The organism is Rhodococcus sp. Chr-9 (genome assembly GCF_000801125.1).
Taxonomy (GTDB): Bacteria; Actinomycetota; Actinomycetes; order Mycobacteriales; family Mycobacteriaceae; genus Rhodococcus; species Rhodococcus pyridinivorans.
This window is the reverse complement of record NZ_JTIZ01000076.1, coordinates 332525-350930: the sequence shown is the minus strand read 5'-3', so window position 1 is coordinate 350930 and position 18406 is coordinate 332525. Positions and strand designations below refer to the sequence as shown.

General features: G+C 67.8%; 14 protein-coding genes and 3 pseudogenes. 7 read left to right on the top strand and 10 right to left on the bottom strand.

The window, feature by feature from the left end:
- Positions 1-67 precede the first annotated feature (67 nt).
- Positions 68-883, bottom strand: a pseudogene (locus tag QR64_RS11615) (IS256 family transposase); the annotation flags it as partial.
- A gap of 190 nt (positions 884-1073) precedes the next feature.
- Here QR64_RS11615 and QR64_RS11610 point away from each other — a divergent pair.
- Both QR64_RS11610 and lexA read left to right on the top strand, forming a co-directional pair.
- Entirely contained in the window at positions 1074-1607 is a 534-nt protein-coding gene (locus tag QR64_RS11610) for a hypothetical protein (protein ID WP_019289675.1), read from the top strand.
- A gap of 14 nt (positions 1608-1621) precedes the next feature.
- A complete protein-coding gene (gene lexA, locus QR64_RS11605) occupies positions 1622-2284 on the top strand; it encodes a transcriptional repressor LexA (RefSeq protein ID WP_039585231.1) in 663 nt (220 codons plus the stop codon).
- Positions 2285-2296: 12 nt separating this feature from the next.
- Here the strand turns inward: lexA and QR64_RS11600 are convergent, their stop codons facing one another.
- On the bottom strand, positions 2297-3169 hold the full coding sequence (locus QR64_RS11600) for a hypothetical protein (protein ID WP_052227283.1): 873 nt from the start codon (positions 3167-3169) through the stop codon (positions 2297-2299).
- Positions 3170-3306: 137 nt separating this feature from the next.
- Here QR64_RS11600 and QR64_RS11595 point away from each other — a divergent pair, with 137 nt between their 5' ends.
- Positions 3307-3879, top strand: a complete 573-nt coding sequence (locus tag QR64_RS11595; protein ID WP_039585230.1) for a hypothetical protein — start codon at positions 3307-3309, stop codon at positions 3877-3879.
- A gap of 466 nt (positions 3880-4345) precedes the next feature.
- Here QR64_RS11595 and QR64_RS27320 read toward each other — a convergent pair whose 3' ends face one another.
- Together QR64_RS27320 and QR64_RS25825 are read right to left on the bottom strand one after the other, a co-directional pair.
- Positions 4346-4696: a hypothetical protein gene (locus QR64_RS27320; RefSeq protein ID WP_200886495.1), complete on the bottom strand. Its 351-nt coding sequence runs from the start codon at positions 4694-4696 to the stop codon at positions 4346-4348.
- 192 nt (positions 4697-4888) lie between these two features.
- Entirely contained in the window at positions 4889-5428 is a 540-nt protein-coding gene (locus QR64_RS25825) for a flavodoxin domain-containing protein (protein WP_084222324.1), read from the bottom strand.
- Between the two features lie 237 nt (positions 5429-5665).
- Here QR64_RS25825 and QR64_RS11585 point away from each other — a divergent pair.
- Positions 5666-6472 (top strand): annotated as a pseudogene (locus tag QR64_RS11585) (universal stress protein).
- Between the two features lie 37 nt (positions 6473-6509).
- Here the strand turns inward: QR64_RS11585 and ppsA are convergent.
- Positions 6510-8795, bottom strand: a complete 2286-nt coding sequence (ppsA, locus tag QR64_RS11580) for a phosphoenolpyruvate synthase (protein ID WP_039585229.1) — start codon at positions 8793-8795, stop codon at positions 6510-6512.
- A gap of 129 nt (positions 8796-8924) precedes the next feature.
- Here ppsA and QR64_RS11575 point away from each other — a divergent pair, with 129 nt between their 5' ends.
- The 3 genes and pseudogenes from QR64_RS11575 to QR64_RS11565 all read left to right on the top strand — a co-directional run bounded on the left by QR64_RS11575 (position 8925) and on the right by QR64_RS11565 (position 12293).
- On the top strand, positions 8925-9464 hold the full coding sequence (locus QR64_RS11575; protein WP_006554027.1) for a potassium channel family protein: 540 nt from the start codon (positions 8925-8927) through the stop codon (positions 9462-9464).
- A 362-nt stretch (positions 9465-9826) separates the two neighbouring features.
- Positions 9827-11239 carry a WS/DGAT/MGAT family O-acyltransferase gene (locus QR64_RS11570; protein WP_235367102.1) on the top strand — a complete coding sequence of 471 codons (1413 nt, stop codon included), beginning with the start codon at positions 9827-9829 and terminating at the stop codon, positions 11237-11239.
- Between the two features lie 179 nt (positions 11240-11418).
- Positions 11419-12293, top strand: a pseudogene (locus QR64_RS11565) (cyclopropane mycolic acid synthase family methyltransferase).
- A 93-nt stretch (positions 12294-12386) separates the two neighbouring features.
- On the opposite strand, the gene QR64_RS27030 reads toward QR64_RS11565, so the two are convergent.
- The 5 genes from QR64_RS27030 to nuoL all read right to left on the bottom strand — a co-directional run bounded on the left by QR64_RS27030 (position 12387) and on the right by nuoL (position 18399).
- Positions 12387-12527, bottom strand: coding sequence for a hypothetical protein (locus QR64_RS27030; protein ID WP_162273084.1), 141 nt, complete (start codon positions 12525-12527; stop codon positions 12387-12389).
- Positions 12528-12612: 85 nt separating this feature from the next.
- Positions 12613-13134 (bottom strand): peptide-methionine (S)-S-oxide reductase MsrA, encoded by a 522-nt coding sequence (gene msrA, locus QR64_RS11560; protein ID WP_039585227.1) that lies wholly within the window; start codon positions 13132-13134, stop codon positions 12613-12615.
- 66 nt (positions 13135-13200) lie between these two features.
- Positions 13201-14805: an NADH-quinone oxidoreductase subunit NuoN gene (gene nuoN, locus QR64_RS11555; RefSeq protein ID WP_039585226.1), complete on the bottom strand. Its 1605-nt coding sequence runs from the start codon at positions 14803-14805 to the stop codon at positions 13201-13203.
- Positions 14802-16493, bottom strand: coding sequence for an NADH-quinone oxidoreductase subunit M (locus QR64_RS11550; RefSeq protein ID WP_039585225.1), 1692 nt, complete (start codon positions 16491-16493; stop codon positions 14802-14804). The genes nuoN and QR64_RS11550 overlap by 4 nt, the downstream gene beginning before the upstream one ends.
- Before the next feature lie 13 nt (positions 16494-16506).
- A complete protein-coding gene (gene nuoL, locus QR64_RS11545) occupies positions 16507-18399 on the bottom strand; it encodes an NADH-quinone oxidoreductase subunit L (RefSeq protein ID WP_039585224.1) in 1893 nt (630 codons plus the stop codon).
- Positions 18400-18406 lie beyond the last annotated feature (7 nt).

Here is an 18406-nt window from a genome sequence, read left to right as displayed (position 1 = left end):
AGCAGTGTGCTGGATTCCACGTGTCCAAGATCAGGGGTCAAGCTCCCATCTCGAACTGGCCTTTGGGGATCCGGGCGGCGACGTTGCGCAGGAAATGCACCCGGCACCGCTGCCACGCCGCCCCCACCAACACCTTGTCGATCGCGTTCATCAGACCGCGGTGGTGGTCGGAGATCACCAACTGCACCCCGTACAGACCACGTTCGCGCAGGCTCCGCAGGAACTCGGCCCAGAACACCTCGGTCTCGCTGTCGCCGACCGCGCAGCCGAGGACCTCCCGCCGGCCGTCGGCGGCGACACCGGTGGCGATGACCACCGCTTGGGACACGACCTTCGCGCCCTTGCCGCGGTTGTCCCCACCGACGCGGGCCTTGCAGTAGGTGGCATCGAGAAACACGTACGGGTAGGCGTGGACATCGAGTTCACGAGTGTTGAACGAGCGGACCTCGTCGTCCAGGTCCCCGCAGATCCGTGATACCTCGGACTTGGAGATTCCGGTGTCGGCACCCAGTGCGACGACCAGGTCGTCGACTTTGCGGGTCGAGACGCCGTGCACGTAGGCCTCCATGATCACCGCATGCAGGGCCTGGTCGATGCGACGGCGTGGGTGCAGCAGCGACGGGAAGAACGAGCCGTGCCGAAGCGTGGGAATCTTCACCGTCACGTCGCCGCTGGTGGTCGAGACAGTCTTGTCGCGGGTACCGTTTCTGCTGGTGGTGCGGGTGTCGGTCCGTTCGTAGCGTCCGGCACCGATATGGGCGGTCGCCTCGGCGTCGACCAACGCTTGCAGAATCGTGGCGAGCAGGGTGCGCATGATGTCGCCGCCGTCGGCGGTGCGTAGCGACTCGGTGAGCTCGAGTAGGGCAGACTGGTCCAGGGCCATCGCGGTGTCTTTCTCGTGTGAGTTTCTTGGTCGTTACCCACACAGCTTCACGCGGTGGCCCTTCTACGTTCAGGACCGACACGGTCCCGATTCGGGAGCCCGGTTTCACACCACCCCAGGGGACTTACCCCGGCCGGAGCACGCCTTCCGCATCCCGCCGATTCCGGCTCCGCTGTCGTAATGTTCCGGCGTGAGTATCTGGGTTCCCGTCGTCGTTGCACTCGTCACCGGGGTGGTGTCGTGGGCGGCCGCACGTCTGTCGCGCGAGCTGTCCCGTCGAAACCTCCGGACCCGGATCGCAGCCGATCTGGCCATCTACAACGGACTCGGCGACGAGTTCCGGAAGCGCCCCCTGCGGGAGAGCGTCGATGCCCGGTTGTGGCAGCTCGCGGCCCAGTCGATGCCGTTGGCGCCGGGATCGCGTCCGAAGCCCAGGATCCGCCGGATCCTGGCCCTGATCGCAGTGGTGTTCGTCGCCGTCGGAGCGCTCGTGTTCGTGGAACTCGTCCTGGGCATCCGGGAGGGCGACTCGGCGCGGGTGGCGCTCGCGCTGCTGGCAGGTGCCCTGGTCGGATTCTCGATTCCCGGCCTGTCCGCCGATCCGGCGGAGTTGCAGGAGCGGCAGCTCATCCGGGCGCTGCGGGAGCGACGGGCCATGGAACAGCTGCAAAACGGGCAGAGCTCCTCCGCAGGTACTCCCCCGGACCTGGCGGAGACCGCGTAGCTACGATTCTCCGGGTGACCGGTTTCGACGAGTTCGACATGTTCGGGGGCCTCGACCCCGCGTCCCTGCCGCTGCGCCAGCAGCAGATCCTGGCCGCGATCCGCGACTGGATCGTTGCGCAGGGATCGTCGCCGAGCACCCGGCAGATCGCCGATTCGGTGGGTCTGCGGTCGACGTCGACGGTCTCGAAGCATCTGAAGAGCCTCGCGGACAAGGGTTTCCTCCGCCGCGGCACCGCTGTGGCGCGCCAGCTCGACGTGCGCCCCTTCCTCGGCTCGTCCGGCGGTGAACGCGCATCCGACGACACCGTGACCGTGCCGGTCGTCGGCGACATCGCCGCGGGCGCACCGATTCTCGCCGAGGAGCACACCGACGACCTGCTCACCCTCCCCCGCGGTCTGGTCGGCTCCGGCACGGTCTTCGCGCTTCGCGTGCGAGGCGACTCGATGGTCGGCGCGGCGATCTGCGACGGCGACACAGTGGTGGTTCGGCGGCAGCACGAGGCCCACTCCGGTCAGATCGTCGCGGCGATGATCGACGGCGAGGCGACGGTCAAGGTGTACCGGCGCCGAGGCGGCCACGTCCACCTCGAACCCCGGAATTCCGCCTATCCCGTCCTCGACGGCGACGAGGCGGTGGTGCTGGGCACCGTCGTGTCCGTTATGCGCCGCATCTGATGCCTACCGGGATCAGCCGCAGATCGGATCGGTGACGACCGGCGGCAACCCGTCGAGTAGATCCTGCGCGGGCGGCCCGAGAAGCGGATCGCCGGCGAGCCGGCACAGCGGCGGGCAATCCTGCAGAGAAGGACCGGTCTCCGGTCCGGGTGGGACCCTTTCGGTGAACGCGCCGAGGACGTGCTCCGAGAGCGTCCCTGCCGATCCGTAGGTCGACGCCGCGACCGAGAAATCGGGACCGAACGAGGCGGAGGCGTGGAACGAGCGGTCGTCGCTCCAACCCCGCTTCGTGCCGATCACTCCGGCGATCAGCGCCGTGCCGTAGTCCTGCGGATATCCGTCGACCGCGGTGTCGTAGGCCGTGGCCATCGCGGCGAGCACCGGCGAACCGGGGTCGGTGCGATTCTTCGTCTCGAGATAGGTGACCATGTCGTGCGTCGACGTGGTGCCCACACCCCAGTAGCCGGGCACGTGGGTGTCGGTGAGCCCGAACTCCGCCACGGTCGACGAGATCGCCTGGGGGTATTCCGCGTGCAGGCGGTCCGCGATCGCGTCGTTCGACGACCGGATCATCTCCGTCGCGTCGGCGTGATCCGCAGGATCGACGTAGGTGAAAACGTACTCGGCCGGATACATCTTGACGATCGACACGTCGGCGCGGGACTCGTGCTCGTTCGCAGTGCCGGCGCGCAGACCGGTCGGGGTGTGCGCGAACGAGATCTGGGTACTGCTCGGAGCAGCGATCGCGCCGGTGTCGTCCACGATCGGCACGGGCACTGCGGAGGCGATGTGACCGCCGAGGGCGGTGAGGGCGGCTACGGCGAGGGCTGTCGCAATCGGGCGGTTACCCCGAAGCGGACGAGCAGTGACGGCCGCGACCTGCACGCGGCCGTTCCTGTCGGTGCCCGCCTCTACAGTTCGGTCGTCCGAGGATCGCTCCGGAACCAGCGACACGAAACGGATCCACCATGTCGATGCCCGCCACTCCGCCCACTCGTCGACCGTGTCGATCGTCTGTCCCGGTGCGCCCCGCTCGCAGACCGGGCTCCCGGGTGATCGCGTGCCGGACGACGATCCCGTTCGGGCGCGACAACGACGGCACGCCCGTCTCGTGGGATCTGTCCGCCGGACGGCACCTGCTGATCCGACGCGACGAGCGCCGCTCGTCGCCCAGCGTGTCGCTCGACCTGATCGCGATGACGACACTGACCGGCGGCACCCACGACCTGGTGGTCATCGATCCGCACCGTCGTCATCGCTGGCTCGGTGGCTCCGCCTCGCTCCCCACGGGGCCGTGTTGCTGGGCCACCACCACCGATCAGATCACCGACGTGGTCGCCGAACTCGATTCGCCGGTCGTCGACCCCCCGCGCGTGTTGCTCGTCGCCGATCTCGCCGCGACGGTCGCGGCGCTCGACGACGAGGGGCGCACCCGGCTCGCCCGGGTAGCCGTGGACGCACGCGAACACCAGTTGCTGCTCGTCGCCACCACCGCCGACACGAATCCCCGCTGGTATCCCGAGGGGCTGATCGACGCGTTCGACGACATCGTCGCGCGGCGGCGCGAGGAGAGTCCGTCCTTCGGCCTTCGCTGATCGCTCGATCGGCCGAGGAAGTTCTCGATACCCCGCAATGCTCGATTGACGCCGAGAAAGACCGATCGAGCTGCCACAATCGTTCTACGAACACCCTCCCGTAGCGACTTGGTGATCGTCACGGTGCGCGGAGGACGGATCGATGAACGTCGGCAAAGTGGTCATGCTGGTCGTCGGTATTCTCCTCGTGCTCCTCGGAGGCGCTGCCGCGGTCGGAGCGCTCATTCTGGGGTGGTTCTTCGTCGTCCAGCGCGCCGACGGTTTCATCACCGGTCCCGAGGGGACCCTCCGGACGCAGACGCACGCGTTGGTCTCCGAACGTCTCGACCTCGTCACCGACGATCAGAGCCCCACGGGTCTGCGCAGTGAGGACATCGGCCGGCTTCTGGTGCAGGCCACCGCACTCGATCCCGCATCGGCGGTGTTCGTCGGGATCGCTCCCGTCGGGGAGGTCGAGGCCTATCTCTCAGGGGTCGCCCACACCGTCGTGACCGATCCGCGGTTCGAGCCGTTCGAGGTCACCTACCGTGACGTTCCCGGGGGCGACACCCCGGCTGCTCCTTACGCGCAACAGTTCTGGGTCGCATCGGCGGAAGGGACCGGCACCCAGCAAGTGGAATGGGATCTGCGCGACGGCACATGGACCGTGGTGGTGATGAACGCCGACGCATCCGCAGGGATCGGCGTGGACGTGCGCGCCGGGATCCACATCGACCTGCTCGGACCGGGCGTGCTCGCCCTGCTGATCCTCGGTCTGGTTCTTCTCGCCGTCGGTGTCCCTCTGCTGCTCGCCGGCGCGGTCGGACTCGGTCGGCACGGGCCTCCGCCGCCCGGTCCGGTGTCCGCTCCCGCTACCGGCGCCACTCCGGTCACCGCACCTTCGCACCCGGCGGCGGTGCCCTATCCGGTGCATCTGCGCGGCGATCTCGACGAACCGTTGTCGCGGTGGCTGTGGCTGGTGAAATGGCTAGGTCTCCGTCACTCCCCCGGCCGGCCCGACCGGCACCGGTCAGCCCTGATCACGCGGTATATCGATGAGGCCTTCCCGGATCCTCTCCGTCCACGCGTCGACGTCGACCCAGTCCCGGGCATCGCCGTAGTGTCCGCCCATCAGCCGGAAGACGATCCGCCCGATTCCGGTCCAGTCGTCCGAAGCGATGGCACCGGCGAAGAAACGGTGATCACGCACATCGGTGATCGAACGGAGGTTCTGCACCGCCCGAGGTTCCGGCGTGACCCGTCGCAGATATGCCGCCACCCGGGGCGAGAGAATCGTGCTGGTCGCTCCGATCGACGAGACGGAGAACGCCCACACCGGTCGCCCTTCCGATTCGGTGCCCAGCCGATAGATCGCATCGGAAGCCTCGGGGAGCCACTGCCCGTTGTGGATCGCACTTCCGACGATCAGCGCCTCGTACGTTCGTACCGACGCGACATCGCCGAGCGCGCGCAGTTCCACGGCACCGCGGCTTTCCAGTCCCGCAGCGATGCGCTCGGCGATTCCCCGCGTCGACCCTCGAGCGGTCGCGTAGCCGATCAGGACGGACATGGCGGGGCCTTTCGGCAGTGGGTGATTGCGCCGGATGCAGTCTCCAGTGTGAGAAGCGGCGTGCACGGCACGTGAGGGTCTTCGGTCACTTCCTGCGGGCAGGTCGGGACCGTCGACTCTTGTGCGACCGACCGGTCCGAGCGTGTGCTGGCAGGGTCCCGAAACCGCAGGATCCCGGAAAAAGCAGGGCCCGAAACGGCCGTGCCCGCAGCTCGGACAGGCACCGAGGTGATCGTGATGACAGCACACCACCCCATCGTCGCCGGAGTGGACGGATCGAGAGCGTCCCTGCAGGCCGTGGTCTGGGCAGCTCGCGAGGCGGAACGGTGCCGGCTCCCGTTGTCGCTGGTCACCATCGTGTCGGTCCGCAACACGTTCGGTGTCCCGATCGGCATGCCCGCCGGATTCTTCGAGCAGGAGGGATCCGAGGGACGCGACATGCTCCTCGATGCCGCCGAATACGCGCGCCGCGCGGTGCCCGAGGATGAGCTCGACATCGAGACCCGCTGTGCACCGATTCTCCGTCGCTCGAACTGGTGGACCCATCGAAGTCGGCGTCGATGGTCGTGGTCGGGGCCGGGGACAACCGGTTCGGCTGGGAGCGATTCGGTTCGGTCAGCCGAGCGGTGGTCACGCGTCCGGTGGTCGTCGGCGTCGACGGTTCGGAGCACAGTGTGCGCGGTGTCCGCCGCGTTCGAGGAGGCCTCGCTGCGCGGCACCGACGTGGTGGCAGCCCACGCGTGGTCCGACCTCGATGTGCGCGGTCCGTTCCGATTCCGGATCGAGTGGGACAGCGTGGAGAACAAGGAGCGGGCACTGTTGTCCGAGAGTCTCGCCGGGCACGGCGAGGAGTTCCCCGACGTGCGGGTGCACCCGGTGGTGGTGCTGGACCAGCCCTCCCACTATCTGGCATCGCACGCTGCCGATGCGCAGTTGCTCGTTCTCGGCCGTCGTGGTCGAGGCGGGTTCCCGAACCTGATGCTGGGATCCACCACATGGGCGCTGCTGCACACGGTGACCTGGCCCGTGATGGTCGTCCCGTAGTGCGCGGCGCCCCTGACGAAGGACGGTTCCCCGCCGGTCATGCCCCGGCGCGCCGGGCGCGGTCGAGCAGGATGCGTTGTTCCGCTCGCGCCACCGTCCGTCTCGTCTGCGCCGCGGCGTCGGGCGCGACCGACACGGAGGTGATGCCGCGCCGCACGAGATGCTCGGCGAGGTCGGTGCTCGTCGACACGGCCTGACCGCACAACGACGTCGTCAGTCCCGCGGCCGAGGCCCGTTCGATGATGTGGTCGATCGCGTCGAGCACCGCGGGGTCGAGGGTGTCGAACAGGTCCTTGCACACCTCCGAGTCCCGGTCCACGCCGAGCATCAACTGCGTGAGGTCGTTGGTTCCGATGGACACGCCGTGGATGCCGAGCTTCGCGTATTCCGGCAACCAGTAGACGACCGACGGGACCTCGGCCATGATCCAGCGCTGCATGCGCTGGTCGGAACCGAGCGGATGCCGGTCGAGTTGGGCGAGGCAGTCCCGCAGCTCCCAGCGGGTGCGCACGAACGGGATCATCAGATGCACGTTCGGGTGTGTGCGCCGAACCCGGTGCAGCACATCGAGATCCAAGGAGAACAGTTCCGGATCCCGAATGTACCGGAAGCACCCGCGGTAACCGATCATCGGGTTCTCTTCGTGGGGTTCGACCTCCCCACCCTCGAGATCGGCGAATTCGTTGCTGCGCAAGTCGATCGCACGGTATACGACCGGACGCGGGGCGAATGCCGCCGCGATCCGCGCCAGGCCACCCGCCATCTTCTCCACGTACTCGTCGCGGCGTCCCTGCGCGATCATGTGCGAAGGGTGTTCGCCCGCGAGTGCTTCGGTGATCATGAACTCGGCACGGAGCAGACCGACGCCGTCGACATCGGTCGCGGCGACCGACTCCGCGGCATCCGGAGTTGCGAGATTGACGTAGACCGCTGTGGCCGTAACGGTTTCGGCGGCGACGGCGGACGCCGCAGGCGCGGATACCGTCGCGACGGGCCGTTCCGCCGTGTGGACTGCGCCGTCGAACACCACACCGGCGTTGCCGTCGACGGTGATCAGTTGCCCGTCCTTCAGATCCTTGGTGGCGGTACGTGCACCGACCACGACGGGCTTGCCGAGTTCGCGTCCGACGATGGCCGCGTGGCAGGTGATACCACCACCGTCGGTGACGATGCCGCCGGCGCGGCGCAGAATCGGCAACCAGTCGGGTCTGGTCATCGGCGCCACGATGATCTCGCCGTCGTTCAGCTTCTTCCCGTCGACCAGTTCGTGGAGCACCCGCACTCGGCCGGTCGCCGTCCCGGGGCCGGCACCGAGACCGGCCAGCAACGCTCGTGCCTCGCCGTTTCCGGACGAGGCGGGCGCCGCCGGTTGATCGAGCGTGGTGATCGGGCGGGTCTGCACGATCCACAACTCGTCGTCCGCGAACGCGAACTCGAGGTCCTGGGGGCGCCCGTAGTGCTCTTCGACTCCGGCGGCCAGGCGCGCGACGCGCAGGAGCTGATCGTCGTCGAGCACTCGGGTGCGGCGCGTGGGATCGACGGCGACGCGACTGTCCCCGCTGTCGGTGGAGGTGATGCGGAACTCCTGATGACCGAGACGCACGTCGAGCACCTCGAGGCCGTCCTTCGCGACGACATAGGTGTCGGGTTCGACCTGCCCGCCGACGACGACCTCTCCGAGACCGAGAGCTGCCTCGATGACGATGCGATCGAGTTCGCCCGTGCGCGGGTCGGCCGTGAAGGCCACGCCCGACAATTCGGACTTCACCATCACCTGGACCACCACCGCGATGGACGGCTCGTCGGTCACCCCGCGCAACCCTCGGTAGGTGCGGGCGCGTTCGGACCACAACGAGGCCCAGCACGCCTGCACCGCGCGGATCACCGCGTCCGGACCGATGACGTTCGTGTACGACTCGTGGATCCCGGCGAACGATGTGTCGGAGGCGTCCTCCGCGGGAGCCGACGACCGCACTGCAACCGGCGCGTCGGGACCGAGGCTCTCGTAGGCGGAGACGATCGCCGCGCGCATCCCGGCCGGGACGGTCGAACCCGTCACCAGGGCGGCGAGTTCCGCGGAGGTACGGATGAGGGTGGCGTCGTCGATATCGGGGTCGGGCACGGCCTCGGCGGCCAGCCGGGATCGGATGCCGGCTGCGTCCATCGCGTCGAGATAGGCGGCGGTGGTGACGGCGAACGCCGGCGGTACCGGAAAGCCTGCGCGGGTGAGCTCTCCGAGGTTCGCGGACTTGCCACCGACGGTCGGCGCGTCGGCGGCGCCCACCTCCGCGATCGGTCGGACCCACAGTTCGTGTTCGGTCATCGACGACTCCCCACACTCCCCGCCCGCGTCGACCTTCCGGGCCGGATCGGATACTCGGTCTTCCCATCGTCGCCCCGGCCCGATCGATACCGTAGGGGCAAAGGTCATCATTCCGGGACGGGGACGACCGTGGCCGATCCTCCGCGCACACCTGATCCGCGGGAGCGGAAACGGTTGATCCTGACCGCGATAGCGCGTCCGACGCTCACCGCCTTCGTGCTGGTCAGCGTTTACTTCGTGATTCCGGTCGAGCATGTCCGCAGCACGTCCGAGGTCCTGACCCTCGTCGGTGGTGGCACTGCGGTCCTGATGGTCGGCTGGTGGCAGATCCGCAGGATTCTCGCGTCCGAGTACCCGGCGGTCCAGGCCGTCGAGGCACTCACCACGATCGTGTCCGCCTATCTCGTGGTCTTCGCAACCCTTTATCTCCGCATGTCCGTGGCGCATCCGGACAACTTCACCGAACCACTGTCCCGCGTCGATGCCCTGTACTTCTGTCTGACGGTCTTCTCCACGGTGGGATTCGGGGACATCTCCGCTGTAACCGAGACCGCGCGAGCCGTCGTGTCGGTGCAGATGATCGCAAATCTGATCTTCCTGGCTCTCGGGATCCGATTGCTCACGGCCGCCGTGCAGTGGCGTCGTCGCAATCGCGGGGACGAGGAGTGACCGATCACGGGATCGACCTACGCGATTCGGCGTCCGGGTATTCCCCAACCGCCGCGCGGGGTGATCCTTGAAAGGATTCGACGTCCACTGGCAGATGTCCGAGGTCCGAGATGCTGAATGGGGAACCGTCGTCGACAGCGTCATGTGGACCGCGAAAGCGCCTCGGAGTTCGCAAATCGGACAACAATTCTCACTTCGGTGGGAAATCGGGCGTCCGGACTTGGCGATATGGCCCGGTGTCGCGTATTAGTTGTGTCGCGTCATAAATCTGTGATGGGGGTCATGGTTTGACGCACATGTCGACGGGGCAGCGGGGGCCTCGTCGCGAACTGCCCGGGGTACCGGGCGGAGGAAACGTGCTGATGCGTCCACCCATGTCGCCCGCCGATTCGATGTTCCTTCTCGGGGAGTCCCGTGATCATCCGATGCATGTGGGCGGACTGATCCTTCTGAGTCCCCAGGACGGTACGAGCGCCGCGGATCTCGGGGCACTGTTCACCGCCGCCACACAGAACGGTGAGGTCGCCCCGCTGTGGCGTAAGCGCGCGGTCCGCTCCCTGGGCACCTTCGGCCAGTGGGCGTGGGAAGAGGACTCGGAATTGGACCTGAGCTACCACGTACGACGCAACGCGTTGCCGCAGCCCGGCGGGCTCGACGAACTGTGGGATCTCGTCTCCCGGCTGCACAGCACGCTGCTCGACCGGAGCCGGCCGTTGTGGCAGATGCATGTCATCGACGGTCTCGCGGACGGCCGGCTCGCCGTTTACACGAAGATCCACCATGCCCTCGCCGACGGCGTGGGCGCGATGAAGTTGCTGCGCCGCGCCCTGAGTCCGGACTCCGAGCAGACCGACATGCCGGCACCGTGGTCGCTCTTCGACGCGCCGAGCCGCTCCCACTCGTCCGGGACCGCGCCAGATCTTCCCGAAGCCGCGATGCAGGCGGTGCGGACGGCGACGTCCGAGGTCACCGGTTTCGTGCCCGCGCTGGCCGGCACCGTGAACAGGGCGCTGCGCGGCGGTGGCGGATCGCTGTCGCTCGCCGCGCCGAACACCATGATCAACGTGCCGATCTCGGGGACGCGCCGGTTTGCCGCGCGCTCGTGGACGCTGACCCGCCTGCGTGCTGTGTCGAGAGCGGCCGACGCGACCGTCAACGATGTCGTGCTGGCCATGTCGTCGGGAGCACTGCGCGCCTTCCTGAGCGAGCAGGGGGCGTTGCCCGACAAGTCGCTCGTGGCCATGGTCCCGATGTGCCTGCGACCCGACAAAGATTGCGCCGGAAACGAACTCGGTGTCCTGATGGCTGATATGGGTACGGATCTCGCCGATCCGGCCGACCGGCTGGCCCGGGTGTCGGCATCGACGACGCAGGGCAAGGTCTCCATGCAGGGGATGTCCTCCCTGTCCCGGTTGGCGGCCAGTGCACTCGGCGTCGCGCCTCTGGCGGTGGGGATCCTCACCCGCAATCGTGCACTCCCGCGACCGCCCTTCAACGTCATCGTCTCGAACGTGCCGGGAGCTCCGGATCCGTTGTACTGGAACGGCGCTCGCGTGGATGCGGTGTATCCACTGTCCGTGCCGGTCGACGGTCAGGCACTGAACATCACGTGCACGAGCACCGACGACGCGATCGCTTTCGGCCTGACCTCGTGCAGTCGCAGCCTGCCGCAGCTGCAGCCCCTGCTCGACCACTTCGATACCGCCCTCGGAGAGCTGGAGGACGCGTTCGACATCGTGCCGGTCGCCGACGAGACATCCGTCCGTGCGGGCTGACACCACGGAATAACGGCAGCACGCCGGTGCCCGAGTCGGACATCTGCCCCAGGAATCGCCGTTCCCGTGGGAGAAGGCGCTCTGCCGGAGCACTATCGACCGATAGCGGTGTATCGCCGGGACGCACCGACGCCCCGCACCGGAACTCGTGTCCCACTCCTCGCGGAGAGTAGGTCCGAATGCAGCAACTGACGCCGTTCTACGAGAAGGTCCAGACCCACTACGACCTGTCCGACGACTTCTTCGAACTGTTCCTCGACCCCACGCGCACGTACAGTTGCGCCTACTTCGAATGCGACAACATGAACCTCGAGGAAGCTCAGATCGCGAAAGTCGATCTTGCTCTCCGTAAGTGCGATCTCCGGCCCGGGATGACGCTGCTGGATATCGGTTGCGGTTGGGGCTCGACGATGATGCGGGCGGCGGAGCGATACGACGTGCACGTCATCGGTCTGACGTTGAGCCGCAACCAGTACGAACACGTGTCCGGTCTGCTCTCGGGCATGGCCTCCGGAGGCCGTACCGCGGAAGTGCGTCTACAAGGCTGGGAGGAGTTCGACGAGCCGGTGGACCGCATCGTCAGCATCGGAGCGTTCGAGCATTTCCGCCGACAGCGGTACGACACCTTCTTCGACCGCGCCTCTCGCATCCTGCCCGGCGACGGCAGGATGCTGCTGCACACCATCGTGGGCCATTCCCGCGCCCAGTTCGAGGCGATGAAGGTGCCGGTCACCCGCGAGGACGTACTGTTCCTGCGGTTCATCATGAGGGAAATCTTCCCCGGAGGACAGCTCCCCGACCGGGATCTGGTCATCACCGGCGCACAATGCAACAGCTTCTGGGTGCAGAACATCGAGTCTCTGCAACCTCATTATGCTCGCACGCTCGACCTGTGGGCGCGAGCCCTCGCGGCGCGGCGCAACGACGCGGTGCGGATGGCCTCCGAGGAGGTCTACCAGCGATACACAGGTACCTCACCGGGTGCGCCGCGAATTTCCGACGTCGCCTCATCGACGTCCAGCAGTTCACCCTCGTGAAGCAGCAGCACCGCTGAGGCTCGGTCCCGAGGGACCGGCGGCACAACGAAACCGGTGAGCCTGCACGCCGATCCGCTGCCCGGGTGGACAACGGATCAGCGAGGGGCAGATCAGTGCGAGCCGCGGCGCTTCTGCTGCAGCTTGGCGAGCATCTCCTTGGCCTTGCGCTGATTCTCGGGCTTGGCCGCTTCGCGTCGGGCGACCTGGATCGCCTTGACCACGGCGGCGCTCTTCATAGCTTTGCCGAACATTCCCATCGAGCACTCCTCCGCAGTGGCGTCACAACCTGTACCTCCACGATACGGATCCGCGGAAGGAACCACCCGTGCGCGTGATTCAGTTCGCCGCGTCGGCGATGCGACTGTTCGGCAGCTTCCAGTCCGGCCGCGGGAAGTGGCAGGTGTACCCGTTCGGGTAGTGCTGGAGATAGTCCTGGTGCTCGGGTTCGGCCTCCCAGAAGGTGCTCGCGGGAGTCACCTCGGTGACCACCGTGCCGGGCCACAGACCCGACGCCTCGACGTCGGCGATGGTGTCCACCGCGACCTGCTTCTGCTCGTCGTCGAGGTAGAAGATCGCAGAACGGTAGGACGCCCCGACGTCGTTGCCCTGCCGGTTCAGGGTGGTCGGATCGTGGATCTGGAAGAAGAACTCGAGCAGCGCCCGGTAGTCGGTCCGTGCGGGGTCGTAGACGATCTCGACGGACTCCGCGTGCCCCGGATGGTTGCGGTAGGTAGGGTGATCGTTCTGCCCACCGGTGTAGCCGACCCGCGTCGACACCACCCCGGGCTGTCTCCGGATCAGCTCCTCCATACCCCAGAAGCATCCGCCTGCCAGAATCGCGTTCCGTGTATCGGTCATTACGCCTCCTCGGGAGGTGGAACCGATACGACGGTCGCGACATTCCCTGCCCGCGCCCGCTCGTGGTCAGAGCACGAACACCGCCGCCCGTTCGGCGAGGTCGAGGACGGGTTGCGGCAGGATGCCGAGCAGCACCGTCGCCACCGCCGCGAACGCGATCGCCGCGCTCGTCGCCACGGTCGAGGTCGCGAGCCGCGGGGCGTCGTCGGTCGGGTCGGTGAAGAACATCAGCACGATCACCCGCACGTAGAAGTAGGCGGCGACCGCACTGACCAGCACACCGACGATCACGAGCGGAGCCGCACCGCCCTCGATCGCCGCACCGAAGACCGCGAACTTCGCGATGAACCCGCTGGTGAGCGGAATGCCCGCCAGCGACAGCAGGAACAGCGCGAACGCCCCGCCGAGCAGCGGGGAGCGCCGCCCGACACCGGCCCACCGCGACAACTCCCATGCCTCGCCGTCCGGGTCGCGGACGAGCGTCACCACGGCGAACACCCCGACCGTCCCGATGCCGTAGACGAGCAGGTAGAACAGCGTCGACGACACCCCGGACACGGTTCCGGCGACGACACCGGTGAGCACGAATCCGGTGTGGCTGATCGCCGAGTACGCGAGCATGCGCTTGATGTCGTTCTGTGTCACCGCCAGGACCGCGCCGACGACCATCGTCGCGATCGCGACGGCCCACAGGATCGGACGCCACTGGTCGGCGGCGCCGGGAACCGCGACATAGAGCACACGCAGCAGCGCACCGAACGCGGCGATCTTCGTCGCGGCGGCCATGAACGCCGTGACGGGGGTCGGTGCCCCCTGGTAGACGTCCGGTGTCCACGAATGGAACGGCACCGCCCCGATCTTGAAGAGCAACCCGACGGCCAGCAGACCCACCCCGACGAGCGCGGTGGTCTCGTTGCCCGCACCGGCGTCGATCGCCAGGGCGATCCCGCCGAGGTGGACGGTCCCGGCGTAGCCGTAGAGCATCGCCACCCCGTACAGGAAGAACGCCGACGAGAACGCGCCCAGCAGGAAGTACTTCAGTGCTGCTTCCTGGGAGAGCAACCGCCGGCGCCGCGCCAGACCGCACAGCAGGTACAGCGGCAGCGACAGCACCTCGAGCGCGACGAACATCGTCAGCAGGTCGTTCGAGGCCGGGAACACGAGCATCCCGCCCACCGCGAACAGCAGGAGCGGGAAGACCTCGGTCCGTGCGCCGCCCGCCGCGAGCGCCTGCCGTTCGGCCGCGGTACCCGGAATCGCCGACGCCTGGGGCGCGAATGCGTCGAGATGCGCACCGGCCGCGGCGCGGGAAACCGATTGCGCGCGAACCTGTTCGATACTCCGTTCCGCGACGAGCGCAACCGACAGCACCGCCACGATCAGGACCGATCCCTGCAGGAACAGCGCCGGTCCGTCGATCACGACCGCCCCCGACAGGGTGGTCGCACCGGTTCCCGCGAGCATCACCACGGCGACGAACGCCGCCACGAGCGCACCCGTCGTCAGGAGCACGTGGGCGAGGTAGCGTGCCGAGGCCGGCGCGAACGACTCGATCAGCACACCGACGACGGCGGCGGCGAAGACGATGAGGATCGGTGCGATCAGTCCGTAGTCGATCGCCGGGGCGGGAATTGATGCGGCTAGAACGACGATGCCCTCGGAGGGGTTCATTCGGCTTCACCTTCCTCGGAACCGTGCGCGGGAACACCGCTCTCGGCGACGGGTCGCTCGGCGGGCACCACCGGTTCGGGCCGGGAGATGTCGATCGAGACGAGCGTGTCGTCGACCGCCGGGGTGATGACATCGAGCGCGGGTTTCGGATAGATCCCCAGAACGAGCAGCAACGCGATCAGCGGCGCGACCACCGCGACCTCACGAGGCACGAGATCGGAGAGCCTGCGGGCGTGTTCGGCACCGCCGTTCCCGTCGTCACCGTCGTCCCCACCGGGCAGGCGCACGGGTCCGCCCATCATGCGCTGGTAGAGCCACAGCACGTAGAGCGCGGACAGCACGAGCGCGAGTGTCGCGATCACCGCAGCCACCTGGTAGCGCGGATAGGTGCCGACGAAGACGAGGAACTCGCTGACGAACGGCGCGAGCCCGGGCAGGGACAGGGTCGCCAGTCCGGCGACGAGGAAGGTTCCGGCGAGGACCGGAGCGACCTTCTGCACCCCGCCATAGGCGGCGATGGTGCGGTCTCCGCGCCGCGAGACGAGGAAACCGGCAATGAGGAACAGTGCGGCCGTGGAGATCCCGTGGTTGACCATGTACAGCGTCGAGCCGGCCTGCCCCTGCGAGGTCAGCGCGAAGATGCCGAGGACGATGAACCCGAAGTGCGAGATGGAGGTGTAGGCGATCAGGCGCATCACGTCGGTCTGACCGATCGCGAGCACCGCGCCGTAGACGATGCCGATGACGGCGAGAGTCACCACGACCGGCGCGAAGGTCACCGAGGCGTCGGGGAAGAGCTGCAGGCAGTAGCGCAGCATGCCGAAGGTGCCGACTTTGTCGACCACTGCCATCATGAGCACCGCCGCGACCGGCGTGGTCCGCACCGCCGCGTCGGGTAGCCACCCGTGCAGCGGCCACAGTGGAGCCTTCACCGCGAAGGCGACGAGGAAACCGAAACACAGTGCGGCGAGCACGGCGGGGGTTGCGTCGAGATCACCGGCGACGGCGGCGGCGGTGACGGTCCGGACGTCGAAGGTGCCCACTCCCGCGGTCTCCCCCAGCCCGGATCGGGCGGTGACCACGTACAGGCCGATCAACGCGGCGAGCATCACCAGTCCGCCGAGCAGGTTGTACAGCAGGAACTTCACGGCGGCTCGTGCCCGGTCGGCACGCGGTGTCCCCGGCGACCCGAACCCGCCTATGAGGAAGTACATCGGGACGAGCATCGCCTCGAAGAAGACGTAGAACAGCAGGATGTCGAGGGCGGTGAACGACACGAGCACCATCGACTCGACGAGCAGGATCAGCGCCACATAGGTGTGCGCGGAGCGTGGGCGGGCCGCGCCGGCCTCCTCGTCGGCGGCGCGGTGATCGTGCCATCCGGCGGCCAGGAGCAACGGCACGAGCGCGGCGGTCAACAGGACCAGCACCAGGGCGATGCCGTCGACGCCGAGCCGGTAGCCGGCGCCGAACGAGGGGATCCAGTCGTGCGATTCGACGAACTGGAAACGCTCTCCCGCGCGGTCGAATCCGACGGCGACGATCACCGCGACCACCAGAACGGCGATCGACACCACCAGGGCGATCGACCGGGCGGCGGAACCGAGGCGTGCGGGCAGGGCCGCGATCACGGCGGCGCCGAGCAGCGGGAGCACCCACAGGATCGTCAACCAGGGAACGGTGGTCACCAGTACACCCCCATCACAGCGTCACCAGGACGAGCGCGCCGACCACGACGGTCGCGCCGGCGAACATGTACAACGCGTACGAACGGACGAAGCCGGTCTGCAGCCGGCGCAGTCCGCGCGAGAGCGCACCGATCCCGGTGGCGGCACCGGTGACCGAGCCGTCGATGCCGGTGGACTCCACGCCGTCCAGGGCGCGCACCAGACCCTGACCGGGACGCATGAACACCGCTTCGTTCACGGCGTCGCCGTAGAGGTCGCGACGCGCGGCGACGGTCAGCGCCGACACCGCTTCGGGTGCCGTCGCCGGGACCGGTGCGCGCACGTACTGCCGGTAGGCGACGGCGACACCGGCGAGCACGACCGCCAGCGTGACGGTGGTGACGAGCCAGACGGGCAGACCACCTTCGTGATGGTCGTAGCCGACGACGGGTTCGAGCCAGTGCTGCAACGCGCCACCGAACACCAGCAGACCGCCGGCACCGACCGAGCCCACGGCGAGGGCGATCATCGGCCAGGTCATCGAGGCCGGCGACTCGTGCGGGACGGCGTCGGGCGCCCATCGCCGGTCGCCGAAGAAGGTCAGGATCATCACGCGGGTCATGTAGAAGGCGGTCAGCCCCGCACCGAGCAGCGCGACGACACCGAGCACGATGCCTTCGACACCGCCGGCGGCGAAGCCCACCTCGATGATCTTGTCCTTGGAGAAGAAGCCGGCGAACGGCGGGATCCCGATGATCGCGAGGTACCCCAGCCCGAAGGTGGCGAAGGTGATCGGCATGACCGCGCGCAGTCCGCCGTAGCGGCGCATGTCGGTCTCGTCGTTCATCGCGTGCATCACCGAGCCGGCGCCGAGAAACAGTCCGGCCTTGAAGAAGCCGTGGGTGAGCAGGTGCAGGATCGCGAAGGCGTACCCGGCGGGACCGAGTCCGGCGGCGAGCACCATGTAGCCGATCTGGCTCATCGTCGACGCCGCGAGCGCCTTCTTGATGTCGTCCTTGGCGCAGCCGATGATCGCGCCGAAGAGCAAGGTCGCGGCACCGACGATCACCACCGCGAGTCGTGCGGCCGGTGCGGCGTCGAAGATCGCGTTCGCGCGGACCACGAGGTAGACACCGGCGGTGACCATGGTGGCGGCGTGGATGAGTGCGGAGACCGGGGTGGGGCCTTCCATGGCGTCGCCGAGCCACGACTGCAGTGGCAGCTGGGCGGATTTCGCGCACGCGGCCAGGAGCAGACACAGGCCGATCGCCGTCACCGTGCCTTCGGTCGCGGCGGGGACCGAGGCGAAGACCGTGTCGTAGTCGAGGCTGCCGAAGGTCGCGAACATGATCATGAGGGCGACGAGCAGCCCCATGTCGCCGACGCGGTTGACGACGAACGCCTTCTTCGCGGCGGTCGCGGCGGTGGGCTTGTACTGCCAGAAGCCGATGAGCAGGTACGAGGCGAGACCGACGCCCTCCCACCCGAGGTACAGGACGAGAAAGTTGTCGGCGAGGACGAGCACCAGCATCGCCGCGAGGAACAGGTTCAGATAGGCGAAGAACTTCCGGCGCTCCGGATCGTGCGCCATGTAGCCGATCGAATAGAGGTGGATCAGCGAGCCCACGCCGGTGATGAGCAGTACGAAGCAGATCGACAGTGCGTCGAGCCGGAGTCCGAGATCGACCTGCAGTTCTCCGACCGGAACCCAGGCGAACACGGTCTGCTGCGCGAGCCTCTCACTCGCGTCGAGTCCGAGCAGTCCGGCGAACATGACGGCGCCGACGACGAACGAGGCGATCGCCGTGGCGCATCCGAGCAGATGTCCCCAGCGGTCGCTGCGCCGCCCGAGGAGCAGCAGAACGAACGCGCCGGCCAGGGGCAGTGCCGGTATCGTCCACAGCGCCGAGTTCAGGAACGAAGTCATGCCGCGT

Bases quoted from the DNA above. Each gene is read 5' to 3' on its own strand.
- QR64_RS25825 (WP_084222324.1), bottom strand. From the start codon at position 5,428: ATGTCCGTCCTGATCGGCTACGCGACCGCTCGAGGGTCGACGCGGGGA.
- ppsA (WP_039585229.1), bottom strand. From the start codon at position 8,795: ATGACCGAACACGAACTGTGGGTCCGACCGATCGCGGAGGTGGGCGCC.
- QR64_RS11570 (WP_235367102.1), top strand. From the start codon at position 9,827: ATGCGTCCACCCATGTCGCCCGCCGATTCGATGTTCCTTCTCGGGGAG.
- QR64_RS27030 (WP_162273084.1), bottom strand. From the start codon at position 12,527: ATGTTCGGCAAAGCTATGAAGAGCGCCGCCGTGGTCAAGGCGATCCAG.
- msrA (WP_039585227.1), bottom strand. From the start codon at position 13,134: ATGACCGATACACGGAACGCGATTCTGGCAGGCGGATGCTTCTGGGGT.
- nuoN (WP_039585226.1), bottom strand. From the start codon at position 14,805: ATGAACCCCTCCGAGGGCATCGTCGTTCTAGCCGCATCAATTCCCGCC.
- nuoL (WP_039585224.1), bottom strand. From the start codon at position 18,399: ATGACTTCGTTCCTGAACTCGGCGCTGTGGACGATACCGGCACTGCCC.